The 15062-nt window shown below is 59.5% G+C and carries 13 protein-coding genes; 10 read left to right on the top strand and 3 right to left on the bottom strand.

Annotated elements, in window-relative coordinates; all coding sequences use genetic code 11:
- The first annotated feature begins 21 nt into the window (after positions 1-21).
- From D8V06_RS14450 to D8V06_RS14430, 5 genes are all read left to right on the top strand, one after another.
- Positions 22-762, top strand: coding sequence for a phosphoadenylyl-sulfate reductase (locus D8V06_RS14450; RefSeq protein ID WP_130906132.1), 741 nt, complete (start codon positions 22-24; stop codon positions 760-762).
- A 583-nt stretch (positions 763-1345) separates the two neighbouring features.
- Positions 1346-2887, top strand: coding sequence for an NCS1 family nucleobase:cation symporter-1 (locus D8V06_RS14445; protein WP_130931187.1), 1542 nt, complete (start codon positions 1346-1348; stop codon positions 2885-2887).
- Positions 2888-2943: 56 nt separating this feature from the next.
- Positions 2944-3672 (top strand): aspartate/glutamate racemase family protein, encoded by a 729-nt coding sequence (locus D8V06_RS14440; RefSeq protein ID WP_130906130.1) that lies wholly within the window; start codon positions 2944-2946, stop codon positions 3670-3672.
- A 450-nt stretch (positions 3673-4122) separates the two neighbouring features.
- Positions 4123-5523, top strand: a complete 1401-nt coding sequence (gene gabP / locus D8V06_RS14435) for a GABA permease (RefSeq protein ID WP_130906129.1) — start codon at positions 4123-4125, stop codon at positions 5521-5523.
- Positions 5524-5631: 108 nt separating this feature from the next.
- A complete protein-coding gene (locus D8V06_RS14430; protein WP_130906128.1) occupies positions 5632-6744 on the top strand; it encodes a GlxA family transcriptional regulator in 1113 nt (370 codons plus the stop codon).
- A gap of 37 nt (positions 6745-6781) precedes the next feature.
- Here D8V06_RS14430 and D8V06_RS14425 read toward each other — a convergent pair whose 3' ends face one another.
- On the bottom strand, positions 6782-7705 hold the full coding sequence (locus D8V06_RS14425; RefSeq protein WP_130906650.1) for a LysR family transcriptional regulator: 924 nt from the start codon (positions 7703-7705) through the stop codon (positions 6782-6784).
- A 124-nt stretch (positions 7706-7829) separates the two neighbouring features.
- On the opposite strand from D8V06_RS14425, the gene D8V06_RS14420 reads away from it, so the two are divergent.
- Positions 7830-8576, top strand: coding sequence for a 3-oxoacyl-ACP reductase family protein (locus tag D8V06_RS14420; protein ID WP_130931186.1), 747 nt, complete (start codon positions 7830-7832; stop codon positions 8574-8576).
- Between the two features lie 51 nt (positions 8577-8627).
- Here the strand turns inward: D8V06_RS14420 and D8V06_RS14415 are convergent, their stop codons facing one another.
- Entirely contained in the window at positions 8628-9803 is a 1176-nt protein-coding gene (locus D8V06_RS14415) for an MFS transporter (RefSeq protein WP_130906649.1), read from the bottom strand.
- A 237-nt stretch (positions 9804-10040) separates the two neighbouring features.
- On the opposite strand from D8V06_RS14415, the gene idi reads away from it, so the two are divergent.
- The 4 genes from idi (at position 10041) to D8V06_RS14400 (ending at position 14076) form a co-directional block, all read left to right on the top strand.
- Positions 10041-10448, top strand: a complete 408-nt coding sequence (gene idi, locus D8V06_RS30865) for an isopentenyl-diphosphate Delta-isomerase (RefSeq protein WP_241667825.1) — start codon at positions 10041-10043, stop codon at positions 10446-10448.
- Between the two features lie 123 nt (positions 10449-10571).
- On the top strand, positions 10572-11564 hold the full coding sequence (locus D8V06_RS14410) for a family 2 encapsulin nanocompartment cargo protein terpene cyclase (protein WP_241667824.1): 993 nt from the start codon (positions 10572-10574) through the stop codon (positions 11562-11564).
- Positions 11565-11674: 110 nt separating this feature from the next.
- Positions 11675-13498: a glycoside hydrolase family 15 protein gene (locus D8V06_RS14405; protein ID WP_130906124.1), complete on the top strand. Its 1824-nt coding sequence runs from the start codon at positions 11675-11677 to the stop codon at positions 13496-13498.
- Positions 13499-13680: 182 nt separating this feature from the next.
- The gene (locus tag D8V06_RS14400; RefSeq protein ID WP_056856936.1) at positions 13681-14076 is read left to right on the top strand and encodes a hypothetical protein; all 396 of its coding nucleotides are present in this window, start codon (positions 13681-13683) and stop codon (positions 14074-14076) included.
- Here D8V06_RS14400 and D8V06_RS14395 read toward each other — a convergent pair.
- Positions 14073-15044, bottom strand: a complete 972-nt coding sequence (locus tag D8V06_RS14395) for a GlxA family transcriptional regulator (RefSeq protein WP_130931185.1) — start codon at positions 15042-15044, stop codon at positions 14073-14075. The genes D8V06_RS14400 and D8V06_RS14395 overlap by 4 nt on opposite strands.
- Positions 15045-15062: the final 18 nt, after the last annotated feature.

Here is a 15062-nt window from a genome sequence, read left to right as displayed (position 1 = left end):
GACCTGTAGGAAGCCGCCCTGATGAGCCCAACGTTCGACGTCGTGGAACTCGCCACGACCTATGCCAACAAATCCGCCCAGGACATCCTGAAACTCGCGTTCGCCGAGTTCGGCGATGACTTGTGGATATCTTTCAGCGGTGCCGAGGATGTGGTGCTGGTGGACATGGCCTGGAAGCTGAACAAGAACGTCAAGGTGTTCAGCCTCGACACCGGCCGCCTGCATCCCGAGACGTACCGTTTCATCGATCAGGTGCGCGAGCACTACAAGATCGACATCGAACTGATGTCACCGGACTACACCAGGCTCGAACCGTTCGTGAAAGAAAAAGGCCTGTTCAGTTTCTACAAGGACGGTCATGGCGAATGCTGCGGCATCCGCAAGATCGAGCCGCTGCGACGCAAACTCTCCGGCGTGAAAGCCTGGGCCACCGGCCAGCGTCGCGACCAGAGCCCCGGTACCCGCAGCGCTGTTGCGGTGATGGAGATCGACACCGCGTTCTCCACCCCGGAACGCACCTTGTACAAATTCAACCCGCTGGCACAGATGTCCAGCGAAGAAATCTGGGGTTACATCCGCATGCTGGAATTGCCCTACAACAGCCTGCATGAACGCGGCTTCATCAGTATCGGCTGCGAGCCCTGCACTCGTCCGGTGCTGCCGAACCAGCACGAGCGCGAAGGCCGCTGGTGGTGGGAAGAAGCCACCCAGAAAGAATGCGGGCTGCATGCCGGCAACATCATCAGCAAATCCAACACATAAACCACTGTAGGAGCGAGCCTGCTCCGGGCGGCGTTCCGACGATGGTCGTCAACGATAACGCTGGGTGACTGATACCCCGATGCGTTCTCGGGTTCATCGCGAGCAGGCTCGCTCCTACAGGACGCATGACCCTCTCAACAAATGTGTACACACGAATGTCACCATCGGTGCCATTTATGTGTGCACTTTTCTTTTAAACGCCCCCTAAAGTTACATTTCTGCTGGTGCATGACGGCGTCAGCCCTGCGCAGAAATTCCCTTCCTGAAATAAATACCTGTTCAAACGGTCAATTTATATCGACGATATTTCAGTGACTTGGCGAAAAGCCATAACAAAACGAAATGAACAACGGAGTTCATAGAACGTAAGGCTGGCATGGATCTCGCTTAAGTGCATGCATGTTTTGTATACAATGCATTCAAAACATACACACACTTTAGATCCGCAAGCCTGAAACGCCCTATCCCGTACAGGCTGCAGATGCCCCGTAACCAATGATATTCGCTACACCGCGACGAAGATTTGTCGAGCCATGCGCTCATGCACAGTCATCGCGGCGTCGAGCATCAGGAGCCTGCCGGAATGCCTACAAGTCTTTCAAACAACAAACTTGCGCTGGATCTGCCCTCCTCCCACACCCCACCAACCGCTGTCGATCAGTTACTTGATTCCTCTGTGGTGCTCAGTCCTCGCCTGCACAACAAAGACCTCGCGCCGACCAAAGCCGAAGGCCGGCGCTGGGGTCGCTATAGCATCTTCGCGTTGTGGACCAACGACGTGCACAACATCGCCAACTATTCGTTTGCTATCGGTCTTTATGCGTTAGGCCTTGGCGCTTGGCAGATTCTCCTGTCCCTGGGGATCGGCGCAGCGCTGGTGTATTTCTTCATGAACCTGTCTGGCTACATGGGCCAGAAAACCGGTGTGCCGTTTCCGGTCATCAGCCGGATCAGCTTCGGCATACACGGGGCGCAAATTCCTGCGTTGATCCGCGCGGTCATCGCCATCGCCTGGTTCGGCATTCAGACGTACCTGGCCTCGGTGGTCTTTCGCGTCTTGCTGACGGCGATCCACCCCGGCTTCGCCGACTACGACCACGACTCGATTCTCGGCCTGTCGACCCTGGGCTGGGTCTGCTTCGTGGCGATCTGGTTCGTGCAGCTGGCGATCCTCGCCTACGGCATGGAAATGGTGCGGCGCTATGAGGCGTTTGCCGGACCGGTGATTCTGCTGACCGTCGCCGCCCTCGCCGGCTGGATGTATTTCCAGGCCGACGCAACCATCGCCTGGTCAATTCGCGAACCGCTGAGCGGTGGCGAGATGTGGCGCAACATCTTTGCCGGTGGTGCGCTGTGGCTGGCGATCTACGGCACGCTGATCCTGAACTTCTGCGACTTCGCCCGTTCGTCGCCGTGTCGCAAAACCATCAAGGTCGGAAATTTCTGGGGCCTGCCGGTCAATATTCTGGTGTTCGCCGCCATTACTGTCCTGCTGTGCGGCGCTCAATTTCAGATCAATGGCCACATTATTGAAAGTCCTACAGAGATTATCGCCTCGATTCCCAACACGTTCTTCCTGGTCCTCGGCTGCCTGGCATTCCTGATCGTCACCGTGGCGGTGAACATCATGGCCAACTTCGTTGCCCCGGCGTTCGTGCTCAGTAATCTGGCGCCGAAGTACCTGACGTTCCGTCGTGCCGGCCTCATCAGCGCGGCCATCGCCGTGCTGATCCTGCCGTGGAACCTCTATAACAGCCCGCTGGTGATCGTGTACTTCCTCTCTGGCCTCGGCGCCCTGCTGGGTCCGCTGTACGGCGTGATCATGGTCGACTACTGGCTGCTACGAAAAGGCCGGATCAACGTGCCGCAGTTGTACAGCGAGGACCCGAACGGCGCTTATTACTACAGCCGTGGGGTCAATTTGCGCGCCGTGGCGGCGTTCATTCCCGCGGCGTTGATCGCCATCGTCCTGGCGCTGGTACCGGGCTTTCATTTGGTGTCGCCATTCTCCTGGCTGATCGGCGCTGCGATTGCAGGGTTGCTTTACCTGATCATCGCCAAACGCCAACCGCACTACGCCGACATCAGCGGCGAAGCCATCGCGGTCGACAACGCCAGCCACTGACTCCATCGCGGCCCTCCAGCGTCGGGCCGCGAAACCACCCGCTATAAGGAGCTCCCATGCGAATTCTCGTGGTCAACGTCAACACCACCGAATCCATCACCCAGGCCATCGCCCGCTCTGCCCAGGCGGTGGCCGCGCCCGGCACGGAGATCGTTGGCCTGACGCCTTTCTTCGGTGCCGACTCCATCGAAGGCAATTTCGAAAGCTACCTGGCCGCCATCGCCGTCATGGACCGGGTGATGTCCTACGATCAGCCATTCGATGCCGTGATCCAGGCCGGATACGGCGAACACGGTCGCGAAGGCTTGCAGGAGCTGCTCAACGTCCCGGTGGTGGACATCACCGATGCCGCGGCGAGTACCGCGATGTTTCTCGGTCATGCGTACTCGGTGGTGACCACCCTCGATCGCACGGTGCCGCTGATCGAGGATCGCCTGAAACTCTCGGGTCTCTGGGATCGCTGCGCGTCGGTGCGGGCCAGCGGGTTGGCGGTGCTGGAACTGGAGCACGAGCCGCAACGCGCACTGGAGGCCATCGTGCATCAAGCGGAGTTGGCAGTGACTCAGGACAAAGCGGAAGTCATCTGCCTGGGCTGCGGCGGCATGGCCGGGCTCGACGAGCAGATTCGCCAGCGTACCGGGGTGCCGGTGGTGGATGGCGTAACGGCGGCGGTGACCATTGCCGAGTCGTTGGTGCGTTTGCGGTTGTCGACGTCAAAAGTGCGCACGTATGCGACGCCACGACCGAAGAACATCATTGGCTGGGCGCAGAAGTTCATGCGCTAGATCGCGTTATCGTTCATCGCCGACAAGCCCGGCTCCCACTGGATCTGTGGGAGCATGGCTTGCCCGCGATGGACGCGCCTCGGTCTTGAGCTTGACTCAAACCGCACTGAACCACACTCCCCCCCTGCGTACTGCCCTGACAGCATCCTCGTCAAAACGAAGCCATCGCACCCGGCCATTCCGTGACCTATCGGTACCAGGCATGAACGCTGAACCCTCGCGTGTCGATATCAGGCCAGGAGGCGACGCGGACAGGCAACTGAATCGTCGGACAAGCCGGGTAAGGTGACGCGTCTTTTCATCTCAAAAACCACATCACAATGATGGGTTTGATAAGAACAGCAGCGTTTGAACGGTGCCGCTTTAAATGGGCGCACAGCAGTCGACGAATGATGGTTCGTCACTGTTATCAACACGCTTAAATGTCGATCAGCAGAGAAAAATAAACCAATGATTAGCCCGAGCTCAAAGGATTCCAATGGCCAATTGGCGCAGGGCTTCAAGCCTCGTCACGTAACAATGCTATCCATCGCCGGGATTATCGGCGCCGGTTTATTCGTTGGCTCAGGACACGCTATTGCAGCGGCTGGCCCGGCAGTCCTGCTGGCCTATCTGTTCTCCGGTCTGCTCGTCGTTCTGGTCATGCGCATGCTTGGGGAAATGGCGGTAGCCAACCCGGACACAGGCTCGTTCTCCACTTATGCCGATCAAGCGATAGGTCGCTGGGCTGGCTTCACTATCGGCTGGCTGTATTGGTGGTTCTGGGTGCTGGTGATCCCTATCGAAGCGTTGGCCGCAGGCCACGTGTTGAACCAGTGGTTCCCTCAGATTGATTCCTGGTTGTTCGCTTTGGTGTCGATCATTGCTTTAGTGATTACCAATCTGTTCAGTGTTTCCAAATACGGCGAATTCGAATTCTGGTTTGCCATGGCCAAGGTGGTGGCGATCATTGGTTTCATCGGCGTGGGTTTTGCCGTGTTGATGGGTTGGGTTCCCGACCGAGAGGTCAGCGGCTTGAGCGGCCTGATGGCCGAACACGGCGGGTTTGCCCCTAACGGCCTGTCGGCGGTGGTAGGTGCCTTCATCACGATCATGTTCAGTTTCATTGGGACCGAGGCGGTCACCATCGCTGCCGCCGAATCCAACAATCCGGCGCAGAACATTGCCAAGGCCACGCGTTCGGTGATCTGGCGCATCGGGGTGTTTTACCTGCTATCGATTTTCGTCGTCATCTCCGTGGTGCCCTGGAACGATCCACTGCTCGCCCAGGTAGGTTCCTACCAGCGCGCACTGGAAATCATGAACATTCCCCACGCCAAGTTCATGGTGGACGTGGTGGTCCTGATCGCCGTGGCCAGTTGCATGAACTCCTCGATCTACATTGCTTCGCGCATGCTGTATTCGCTGGGCCGCCGTGGAGACGCGCCGAAAGCGCTGAAGGCAACCTCCTCGGAAGGCGTGCCGCGTGCAGCAGTCATTGCCAGCACCCTGCTGGGCGCGTTGATCACTGTGTGGAGCTACTTCATGCCCGCCGGGCTGTTCAACTTTCTGCTCGCCAGCTCCGGTGCGATTGCCTTGCTGGTGTACCTGGCCATTGCGGTGTCGCAGCTGCGCATGCGCCGAATGTTGCGTCGGCAGAACATCGAGCTGACCTTTCGCATGTGGCTGTTTCCATGGCTGACCTGGCTGGTCATTGTGTTCATCTGCGCAGCGCTGGCTGTCATGATGATCACCCCGGAGCACCGCACCGAAGTCAGTTCAACCATCGGACTGGCGTTGGCGATTTCCCTTATCGGCCTGTTGACGTCGCGTCACCCCGCCCAGGCTGCGAGCGTGACCTCGGTGGGATAAACCACGCAGGTACATGCGCTAAAGGTAATACCGCCCACGCCGAGCGTGGCGGTATTACTCGTTCCAGCCGCTCAGACCGCAACCGATCCCTGCCAGGAAATGCCCCCGATGTCATCGAAGCCCACCGTGCCCGACGGTACGACTCAATCCGTCGGTTTTCTGCTGCTGGATCAATTCACCCTGATTTCCTTGGCATCCGCGGTCGAGCCATTGCGCATGGCCAATCAGTTGTCGGGGCGAGAGCTGTATCGCTGGCATACATTCAGCTCCGATGGAGCGCCTGTCTGGGCCAGTGACGGTGTGTCGATCACGCCAGATGCTTCATGGAACAATCCCTGTGTCGCGGACACGGTCATCGTGTGCGGTGGTATCGGCATCCAAAGCGTGATTACCCGCGAACACGTTACCTGGCTGCAAGCCTTGGCACGTCAATCCAGACGATTAGGTGGCGTGTGCACCGGAAGCTGGGCACTCGCAAAAGCCGGGCTTCTCGACGGCTACGAGTGCAGCGTGCATTGGGAATTTCTGGCCGCCATGCAGGAGGCTTTTCCACGCGTGAGCATCAGTGCAAGTCTCTTCACCCTGGACCGAAACCGGCTCACTAGCTCCGGGGGAACAGCGCCACTCGACATGATGCTGCACCTGATCGGTCGCGATCATGGTCGTGAATTGTCTGCAGCCATTTCCGAGATGTTTGTTTACGAGCGGATACGCGACGAACAAGACCACCAGCGCGTTCCGCTCAGGCATGTGCTGGGCACTCATCAACCCAAGCTGCAGGAGATCGTAGCGTTGATGGAAGCCAATCTCGAAGAGCCGATCGAGCTGGATAATCTTGCAGAATATGTGGCTTTGTCACGTCGACAGCTGGAACGGCTATTTCAGAAATACCTGCACTGTACGCCGTCACGCTACTACCTGAGGTTACGTCTTGTTCGGGCGCGGCAACTGCTCAAGCAAACATCGATGTCGATCATTGAGTTGGCGTATGTCTGCGGTTTCGTCTCCACGCCGCACTTTTCCAAGTGCTATCGCGAGTACTTTGGTGTGCCCCCCAGTGAAGAGCGTACCGCTAGCGACATGAGCCGCAAACCGCCATCACGGGAGACGATGCAGCCGTCATCGTCCAAACCACTGACCGCATTCGACCAGGCACGAAACGAATCCACCTTTGCCAGTGTTCGAATGATTGATCGTTCTCAATTGTCGCAATCATGCTGACTGGCCGCCCCTGTCGCGCCTCGGTCGACCGCCATGCTCAAAGCGCACTGAACCGCCCCGCCAATCCCCGCTCTGCAAACTGCTCAATAATGAAATCGACAAACGCCCGGGTCTTGCCCGGCAACAGTTTGTGCTCGGCGTAATAGATCGAGATATTGCCGTCATCGACATACCAGTCCGGCAAAACCCGCTGCAAGGTTCCGGCCTCCAGATAGCCCACGGCGAATGGCATGCTCACCAGCGCAATGCCGAGGCCTTGGGTCGCCGTGGCACAGGCGGCTTCCGAATCACTCATGGTCATGCGCGCCTTGAGGGTCAGCGGACTGTGTTGCTGAGTGCGGCTGGTCAATTGCCAGGAACGCACGCGCCCCGTCTGCGGCGAACGAATCAGAATGCCGTCGTGTTGCCCGAGATCGTCGGGTTCGACAATGGCTGCACGCTTGGCCAGGTAATCGGTGCTCGCCACCAACACCCGATGGGCCGGCGTCAGTTTGCGCGCCACCACGCCTTGAGGCAGTTCGAATCCGCCACCAATCGCCGCATCGAAACCCTGACCGATCAGATCCACCTGGCGGTTATCGAAATGCCAGTCAGGATTGATCGCCGGATAACGCCGCAAAAATTCCCCCAGCAACGGCACGATGTACAAACGTCCGAACACCGTGCCCATGCTGACCTTCAGCGTTCCGGCCGGACGTCCCTCGGCGCTGGCGAGGTTGGCCACCGCATTCTGGATGGTGTGCAGACTGGCGCTCACCTCACTCAGAAACAACTGACCGGCCTCGGTCAGCGTCAGGCTGCGGGTACTGCGTTGAAACAACCGCACGCCCAGCCGTGCTTCCAGCTTGGCCACGCTCTTGCCCACCGCCGCAGGCGTCAGGCTCAGGCGGCGCGCGGCTTCAGCGAAGCTGCCGACTTCGGCGCTGCGCACAAAGCATTCGATACTGCTGAAGGTTTCCATAGGCGCCACTATAAACTTTTGGTTTACACAGACTATCTCAATTGCGGTCTACTCAGAGGGTAATCCTCAATCGATACTAGGCTCCATCAACCCGGCATCTCGCCTGGGGACTTTGGAGAACGAAATGACTACGCAGAACCTCAGCGGCAAAGTGGCTTTGATCCAGGGCGGTTCCCGCGGCATCGGTGCCGCCATCGTCAAACGCCTGGCCGCGCAAGGAGCAACAGTAGCCTTTACCTATGTCAGCTCCACCGCCAAGGCTGAAGAGCTGCAAAACGGCATCATCGCTGACGGCGGCCAAGCCCTCGCTATCAAGGCCGACAGCGCCGACGCCGAAGCCATTCGCAATGCCGTGAATGCAACCGCAGAAGCTTTTGGTCGCCTGGATATCCTGGTCAATAACGCCGGCGTGCTGGCCGTGGCCCCGCTGGAGGATTTCACACTCGAAGACTTCGACCAGACCCTGGCCATCAACGTGCGCAGCGTGTTCATCGCCACTCAGGCCGCTGCCAGACACATGAGCGAAGGTGGTCGGATCATCAACATCGGCAGCACCAACGCCGATCGCATGCCCTTCGCCGGTGGCGGCCCGTATGCCATGAGCAAGTCGGCATTGGTCGGCCTGACCAAAGGCCTGGCCCGTGACCTCGGCCCGAAAGGCATCACCATCAACAACGTGCAACCCGGTCCGGTCGACACCGACATGAACCCGGCCAGCGGCGACTTCGCCGATAGCCTGATCCCGCTGATGGCGGTCGGTCGTTACGGCACGGTTGAAGAGATTGCCAGTTTCGTTGCCTACCTGGTGGGTCCTGAGGCGGGTTACATCACCGGCGCGAGCCTGACCATCGACGGTGGCTTTGGCGCGTGATGGTTTGAACAAGATGCAGATCCGGGAGCGGACCTTTCCGCTCCCACAGGGTCAACCTTTCAGGTGGCGATAACTCTGTACCGCAGCGCCGAACACCACCGCACCCGCCGCAATCGCCAGCCAGAACCCGCTTCTGGCGCCGAATGCATCGACCATCCAGCCCGAACCCGCCGCACCGATCGCCACGCCGATACTCAGCCCGGTGACCAGCCAGGTCAGGCCTTCGGTGAGCTTGGCCGGCGGCACGATCTGCTCCACCAGCGCCATGGCGACAATCAAGGTCGGGGCAAAAAACAGCCCGGCAACGAACACCGCCAATGACAAGCCGAGAATGTTTACCGCCAGCAACAGCGGCAACGTCGTCACCGCCGTGGCAACCCCGCCGTAAAGAAACAAACGCGGCAACGGCACTTTCGAACGCAACGCACCGAAGGCCAAACCAGCCATGCAGGAACCAATGGCGTACACCGACAGCACAATGCTCGCCGCCGCCGGTTGCCCCTGCTGTTGCGCGAAAGCCACGCTGACCACGTCCACCACGCCGACAATGGTGCCCATGGCGACCATCAACACCATCAGCAACTGGATTTCGGCGCTGCGGATGATCGACGCCGCATGATGTTTTTCATGGGGATGCACCGGCGGCTCAGTGCTGCGCTGCAATACAAATGCGGTGACGCCGATCGCCAGCATCAACAACGCGGCCAACGGCCCCGCCTCGGGAAACGCCACCACGCACAACCCCACCGACAACGGTGGCCCGACGATGAAGCAGACTTCGTCCAGCACCGACTCCAGGGCATAGGCGGTTTGCAGTTGCGGCTGACCGCGATACAACTCGGTCCAGCGCGCCCGCACCATCGCCGACATGCTCGGCATGCAGCCGGCTATCGCAGCGAACACAAACAAGGTCCAGTTCGGCGCCTGCAAGCGCGTACACAGCAACACCAGCAACAACGCCCCACCACCGATCAATGCCGACACCGGCAGAATCCGCCGCTGGCCAAAACGGTCCACCAGCCGCGATACCTGCGGCGCACAAAACGCCGTGGCCAACGCAAACGTCGCCGCCACCGCGCCGGCCAACCCGTAGCCACCCTGCAACTGCGAGAGCATGGTGATCAGGCCGATGCCCGTCATGGAAATCGGCATGCGCGCGATCATCCCGGCCAGCACGAAGGCCCTGGCGCCGGGGGCTTTGAACAATTCGCGATAGGGGTTGGCCATGGATGCAGCTCTCGTCAGTGGCCGTGCAAATTGCCATAAGGCGCAATGGCGCGAAAGCGTGGAATTGTTGGTTGAATGTGAAGCCCCTTTCACCAGCGCATTGGCCAGGATCTGGCCGCCCTTGCGGCACCCATCAAACTGAACTAGATTTTCCATCCACCACGCGTCACGTCTGAAGTTCACTAGCATTCTGGTCCGCAGTAACGTCCGGTAGCGAAGACACACAGGAGTCTTGCTATGGAAGAGTTACTGATTCTGGTCAGCCCAAAAGACCGCCAGACCGGCTTCGCCCCCAAGATGCAGGTCCATCAAAAAGGACTGCGTCACCGCGCCTTTTCCGTGTTTATTTTCGATCGCAACGCACGTCTGTTACTGCAACAGCGCGCACAGGGCAAATACCACTCGGCAGGCCTTTGGACCAACACCTGTTGTGGCCATCCGCGTCACGGTGAACGAACGCTTGCGGCAGCACAACGACGGTTGCATGAAGAAATGGGCCTGTCCTGCAAGCTGTTGAAGGTCTCGACGCTGCTCTATCACGAATCAGTCTCGAACCAGTTGATCGAGCACGAATACGACCATGTATTTGCTGGCATCTGCGATATCGATCCTGTTGCCAATCCTGAAGAAGCGCAGGATTGGTAATGGCTTGAGCTGTCGAAAATCCCCGATGTCCTCAACGCCACGCCGCAGATATTTACCGCGTGGTTTCACCGGATATTTGAACGGTTTGGCCTCGACGGCGTGCGACATTGGCAAGAGAGTGCCGTGAGCTTCACACCGAGCCGCCGGCCAAAGCCGCGCTGGCAAGTACCGCCGCTGTATTGCCCGATGCCTGTCAGAATCGATGATGCACTCGCCGCAGAAGTCGATGAACGGCTTATGAGCTGGATCGAAAAAACCGGTATTTTCGCTGGCCAGCAGCACAAGATCCGTTCCTCAGGATTCGGCAGGTTCGCCATGTTGTGCCATACCGACACCGACGATCCGGATCGTCTGCTGCTATCGGCCCAATGCATCGCCGCATTATTTGCCGTCGATGACTATTACTGCGATGACGAAAGCACCGGGTCGGTACCGGCACTCGTTGGCTCGCGTTTATCCATTGCACTCGCTGCACTTGAACCTGCACACCTGACCGAAGGTTTTCGCACTGATCTGGAAAAGGCACTGGACAGCGATCCCGTGCTGGTAGGCCTGCGCGCATACATGGGGCGGGTCGGCGAGTTCGCCACACCCGCGCAAATCGCCCGGGTCCGTCATGAAATCATCGCCATGTTCGTCACGATGACTGCCGAAGCTGCCTGGCGTATCAACGGCGTGACGCCTGCCCTCTGGGAATACCTGGCTCAGCGCCAGACCAACAGTTTTCTGCCCTGCATGTCGCTGATCGACATCATCGGTGGCTATGAGCTGCCGGCCAATGTTTATTGCGCTCCGGCCGTGCGGCGGGTCACGACGCTGGCCGCCAGCGCAACCATCATCGCCAACGATCTGTTTTCGGCGCCCAAGGAAAGCCTGGTTGAAGTAGGCGACTTCAATCTGCCGCGGCTGTTGATGGCGGAACAGGGCTGCTCAATCGAAAAAGCCATGCAGCTCAGCGCAACTATTCATGACGATGTGATGCGCCTGTATGAAAGCGCCGAACAAGCGCTGCTGACGGATCAAAACCCGCAACTGCAGCGTTATCTGGCAGGGGTGAAAAGTTGGGTGGCGGGCAGTCTGGAGTGGCATCGCCACAGTGGTCGATATCAGATCTGACGGGGACAGGCCTAGTGGCTTGGGTGAAGATGATTTCGGGCTCGGCATGAACTCTCACGGGTGCCCGCCAGTCAGCTGATTAAGTCCCAGGTTCCCGGAGTTTCGCGACAATGGCCGATCACCCCGAAAGCCAAAGCCCCATCGACGCCCACGGTATTATCGGCGACATGCGCAGTGCCGCATTGGTCAATGACAAGGGCAGCGTGGATTTTTTCTGCTGGCCGGAATTCGACAGCCCATCGATCTTCTGCGCCCTGCTGGACAGCCCCGAGGCCGGGATATTCCAGCTGTCCCCGGACTTGCCCGATGCCCGTCGCGAGCAAATCTACCTGCCGGACACCAACGTATTGCAAACCCGCTGGCTCAGCGATCGCGCCGTGGTCGAAGTCACCGACCTGCTGCCCATCGGTGACAGCGAGGACGACCTGCCGCTGCTCATGCGCCGGGTACGGGTGGTCAGCGGCAAGGCAACTTTTCATATGTGCTGCGCCGTGCGACACGACTATGCCCGCGCCACCACCCGCGCGCGTCTCGATAAAAAAACGGTGATTTTCGAAGCCACCGATCAACCTTCCCTGCGCCTCGCTGCGGATCAGGCGTTACACATAGCGGCCCATGCGGCCGTCGCCGAATTCACCCTCGAACAGGACCAGACCGCCGAATTCCTGCTCGGCGCCGTCGACGATCCGCGCTTCAAGGAAGGCGCTACGCAACTTTGCCTGCAACGTACCTTGAAGTTCTGGCGCGACTGGATCGGCCAGTCCAACTACCGCGGTCGCTGGCGGGAAATGGTCAACCGTTCAGCCCTGGCGATGAAACTGCTGACCTCGCGCAAACATGGCGCCATCCTCGCCGCTGCAACCTTCGGCCTACCGGAAACCACGGGCGGCGAACGCAACTGGGACTATCGCTACACCTGGATCCGTGATGCCTCCTTCACCGTGTATGCCTTCATGCGTTTGGGTTTCGTCGAAGAGGCCAACGCCTACATGCGCTGGTTGCGCGGACGGGTCAGTGACTGCCACGGCCAGCCGATGAAACTCAATATTCTGTATGGCATCGATGGTCGTCAGGAGCTGCCGGAAATCGAACTCACGCACCTGTCCGGTCATGGCGGGGCGACACCGGTGCGCATCGGCAACCTGGCCTACGCCCAGGTACAACTCGACATCTTCGGCGAGCTGATGGATGCGGTGTACCTCGTCAACAAGTACGGCGAAGCCATTTCCCACGAAGGCTGGAAGCACGCTGTGGAAGTGGTCGATCAGGTTTGCGAAACATGGAACCAGGAAGACGTCGGCATCTGGGAAATGCGCGGCGAGCAACATCACTTTCTGCATTCGCGTCTGATGTGCTGGGTGGCGCTGGACCGGGCGATCCGTCTCGCCTCGAAACGTTCGCTGCCGGCCCCGTTCGCCCGTTGGGACCAAACCCGCCAAGCCATTTACGCCGACATTTGGGACAACTTCTGGAGCGAAGAGCACGGGCATTTCGTCCAGCACATCGGCGGCACCGGCCTCGACGGATCAATGCTGCTGATGCCGTTGGTGCGCTTCGTCAGCGCCAAGGACCCACGCTGGCTGGCGACCCTCGACGCCATCGAAAAAAACCTGGTGCGCGACGGCATGGTTTACCGCTATCACAACGAACACACCCACATCGATGGCCTGCCGGGCACAGAAGGCGCGTTCGCTGCCTGTTCCTTTTGGTACGTTGAATGCCTGGCCCGCGCCGGACGCTTGGAAAAGGCCCATCTGGAGTTCGAGCAACTGCAGCGTTATGCCAACCCGTTGGGACTGTACGCCGAAGAGTTCGACAGCCACGGGCGGCACATGGGCAATACGCCGCAAGCGCTAACGCACCTGGCATTGATCAGCGCTGCGTGTTTTCTCGATCGAAAATTGAGTGGCGAGAAGAGTTTTTGGCAACCTTGAACGGGGTGTTGAACCGGCGGTCAATGGACGCTTCGCCTCAGGTTTGTCGAATGCCCATGCCCTACACTTTTTAAACGAAATCGCTGGAAATACCCTGTTGCCAGCCGCAACAACCCCACCTAACATTCCGAATCAGCGGGTACAGCGGAGCTGTCCAACATCCCCGAATTCAAGGAACCAGAATGTCCCAACGCATCCATCGCAGCATCGACCTGCCCCTTCGAACCGGCCTCAATCGCGACCAACTGTGGGACGCCTCCGACAAGGGCCTGATCAAATGCTGGGAAGTCGGCCGCCAGCGAGCCGCCCGCTTCCCCGACCTGGCCCAACAATGCCTCGCCGGCGAACTGCCGGTGCTGGGCTGGAAAGGTGGCGTCAGCCGCAGCCTGAAAAAACTCGAAAAATACGGTTCACTCAAATACCTCGCGCAGTGGCAGGGCTTGCGTGGGGAAGATCTGGATGTGGATTTGGGCGAAGAGCGGACGTTGACCTGCTCACGTACGAAAATGGTGGTGACGTTTACGCCGGATCGGGCGAAGTATTTCAATCAGGTGACGGAAGTGGAAACAGGCGACTAGACACTGACCGAGAACCGCTCACGATAAGCCTGCGGCGTAACCCCCATCGCCCGCAGAAAACTGCGGCGCAAGGTTTCTTCGCTGCCGAACCCGCATTGTGCGGCGACCCGTTTGACCGGTACGCCGGTATCGCTGAGCAATCGGCGCGCGGTTTCGACCCGGATCAGTTCAATGGCCCGGGCCGGGGTCTGGCCGGTCTCGGCGCGGTAATGACGGACGAAGCTGCGCTCGCTCATGCCCGCCTGGAGTGCCAGAGTGGGAATGCCAAGATCTTTGCCGAGGTTTTCGCTGATCCAGGCATGAAGTTCGTCGAATCGGCTGTCTTCTTTCTGCAGGGACAGGGTCACGCTGAATTGCGATTGGCCACCGGGGCGCTTGAGAAAGACCACCAATTGCCGGGCAACTTCCAGGGCCATGTTACGGCCCAGGTCGGCTTCCACCATTGCCAATGCCAGATCGATGCCGGCGGTCACCCCGGCCGAGGTCCAGACCGGGCCGTCGTTGATGAAAATAGGGTTGGGTTCGACCTGGAGTTTGGGATGCTGCTGCGCCAATTGCTCGCAGCGAGTCCAGTGCGTGACCACCCGCCGGCCATCGAGCCAACCGCTGGCCGCCAGCAGAAACGCCCCGGTGCACACCGACGCCACCCGCCGGCACCCCGTCGCGTGCTCACGCACCCAGGCCACCAGCGGCTCGTCTTTCGCCGCCGCGTAAACGCCCCAGCCACCGGCAATGATCAAAGTGTCGCTGCCCTGATCCGGCAGCGGCTCTGCCAACAGCGCCAACCCCGCCGACGACATCACCGCCCCGCCGCCGCTGGCAATCACCGACGGCGCATAGGGTGGCAGCAAACCTTGCAGGCGGGCAATGTCGTTGGCCGAGGCGAACACCTGCAATGGCCCGGTGACGTCGAGCAGTTGCACGTTGGCAAAGGCCAGCACATGAATGGTTTTCGGGATGTTCGGCATGTTTGGCATGTTTGGCGT

This window comes from Pseudomonas sp. Sample_24 (genome assembly GCF_004307605.1).
Lineage (GTDB): Bacteria > Pseudomonadota > Gammaproteobacteria > Pseudomonadales > Pseudomonadaceae > Aquipseudomonas.
This window is presented reverse-complemented; position numbering and strand designations above follow the sequence as displayed.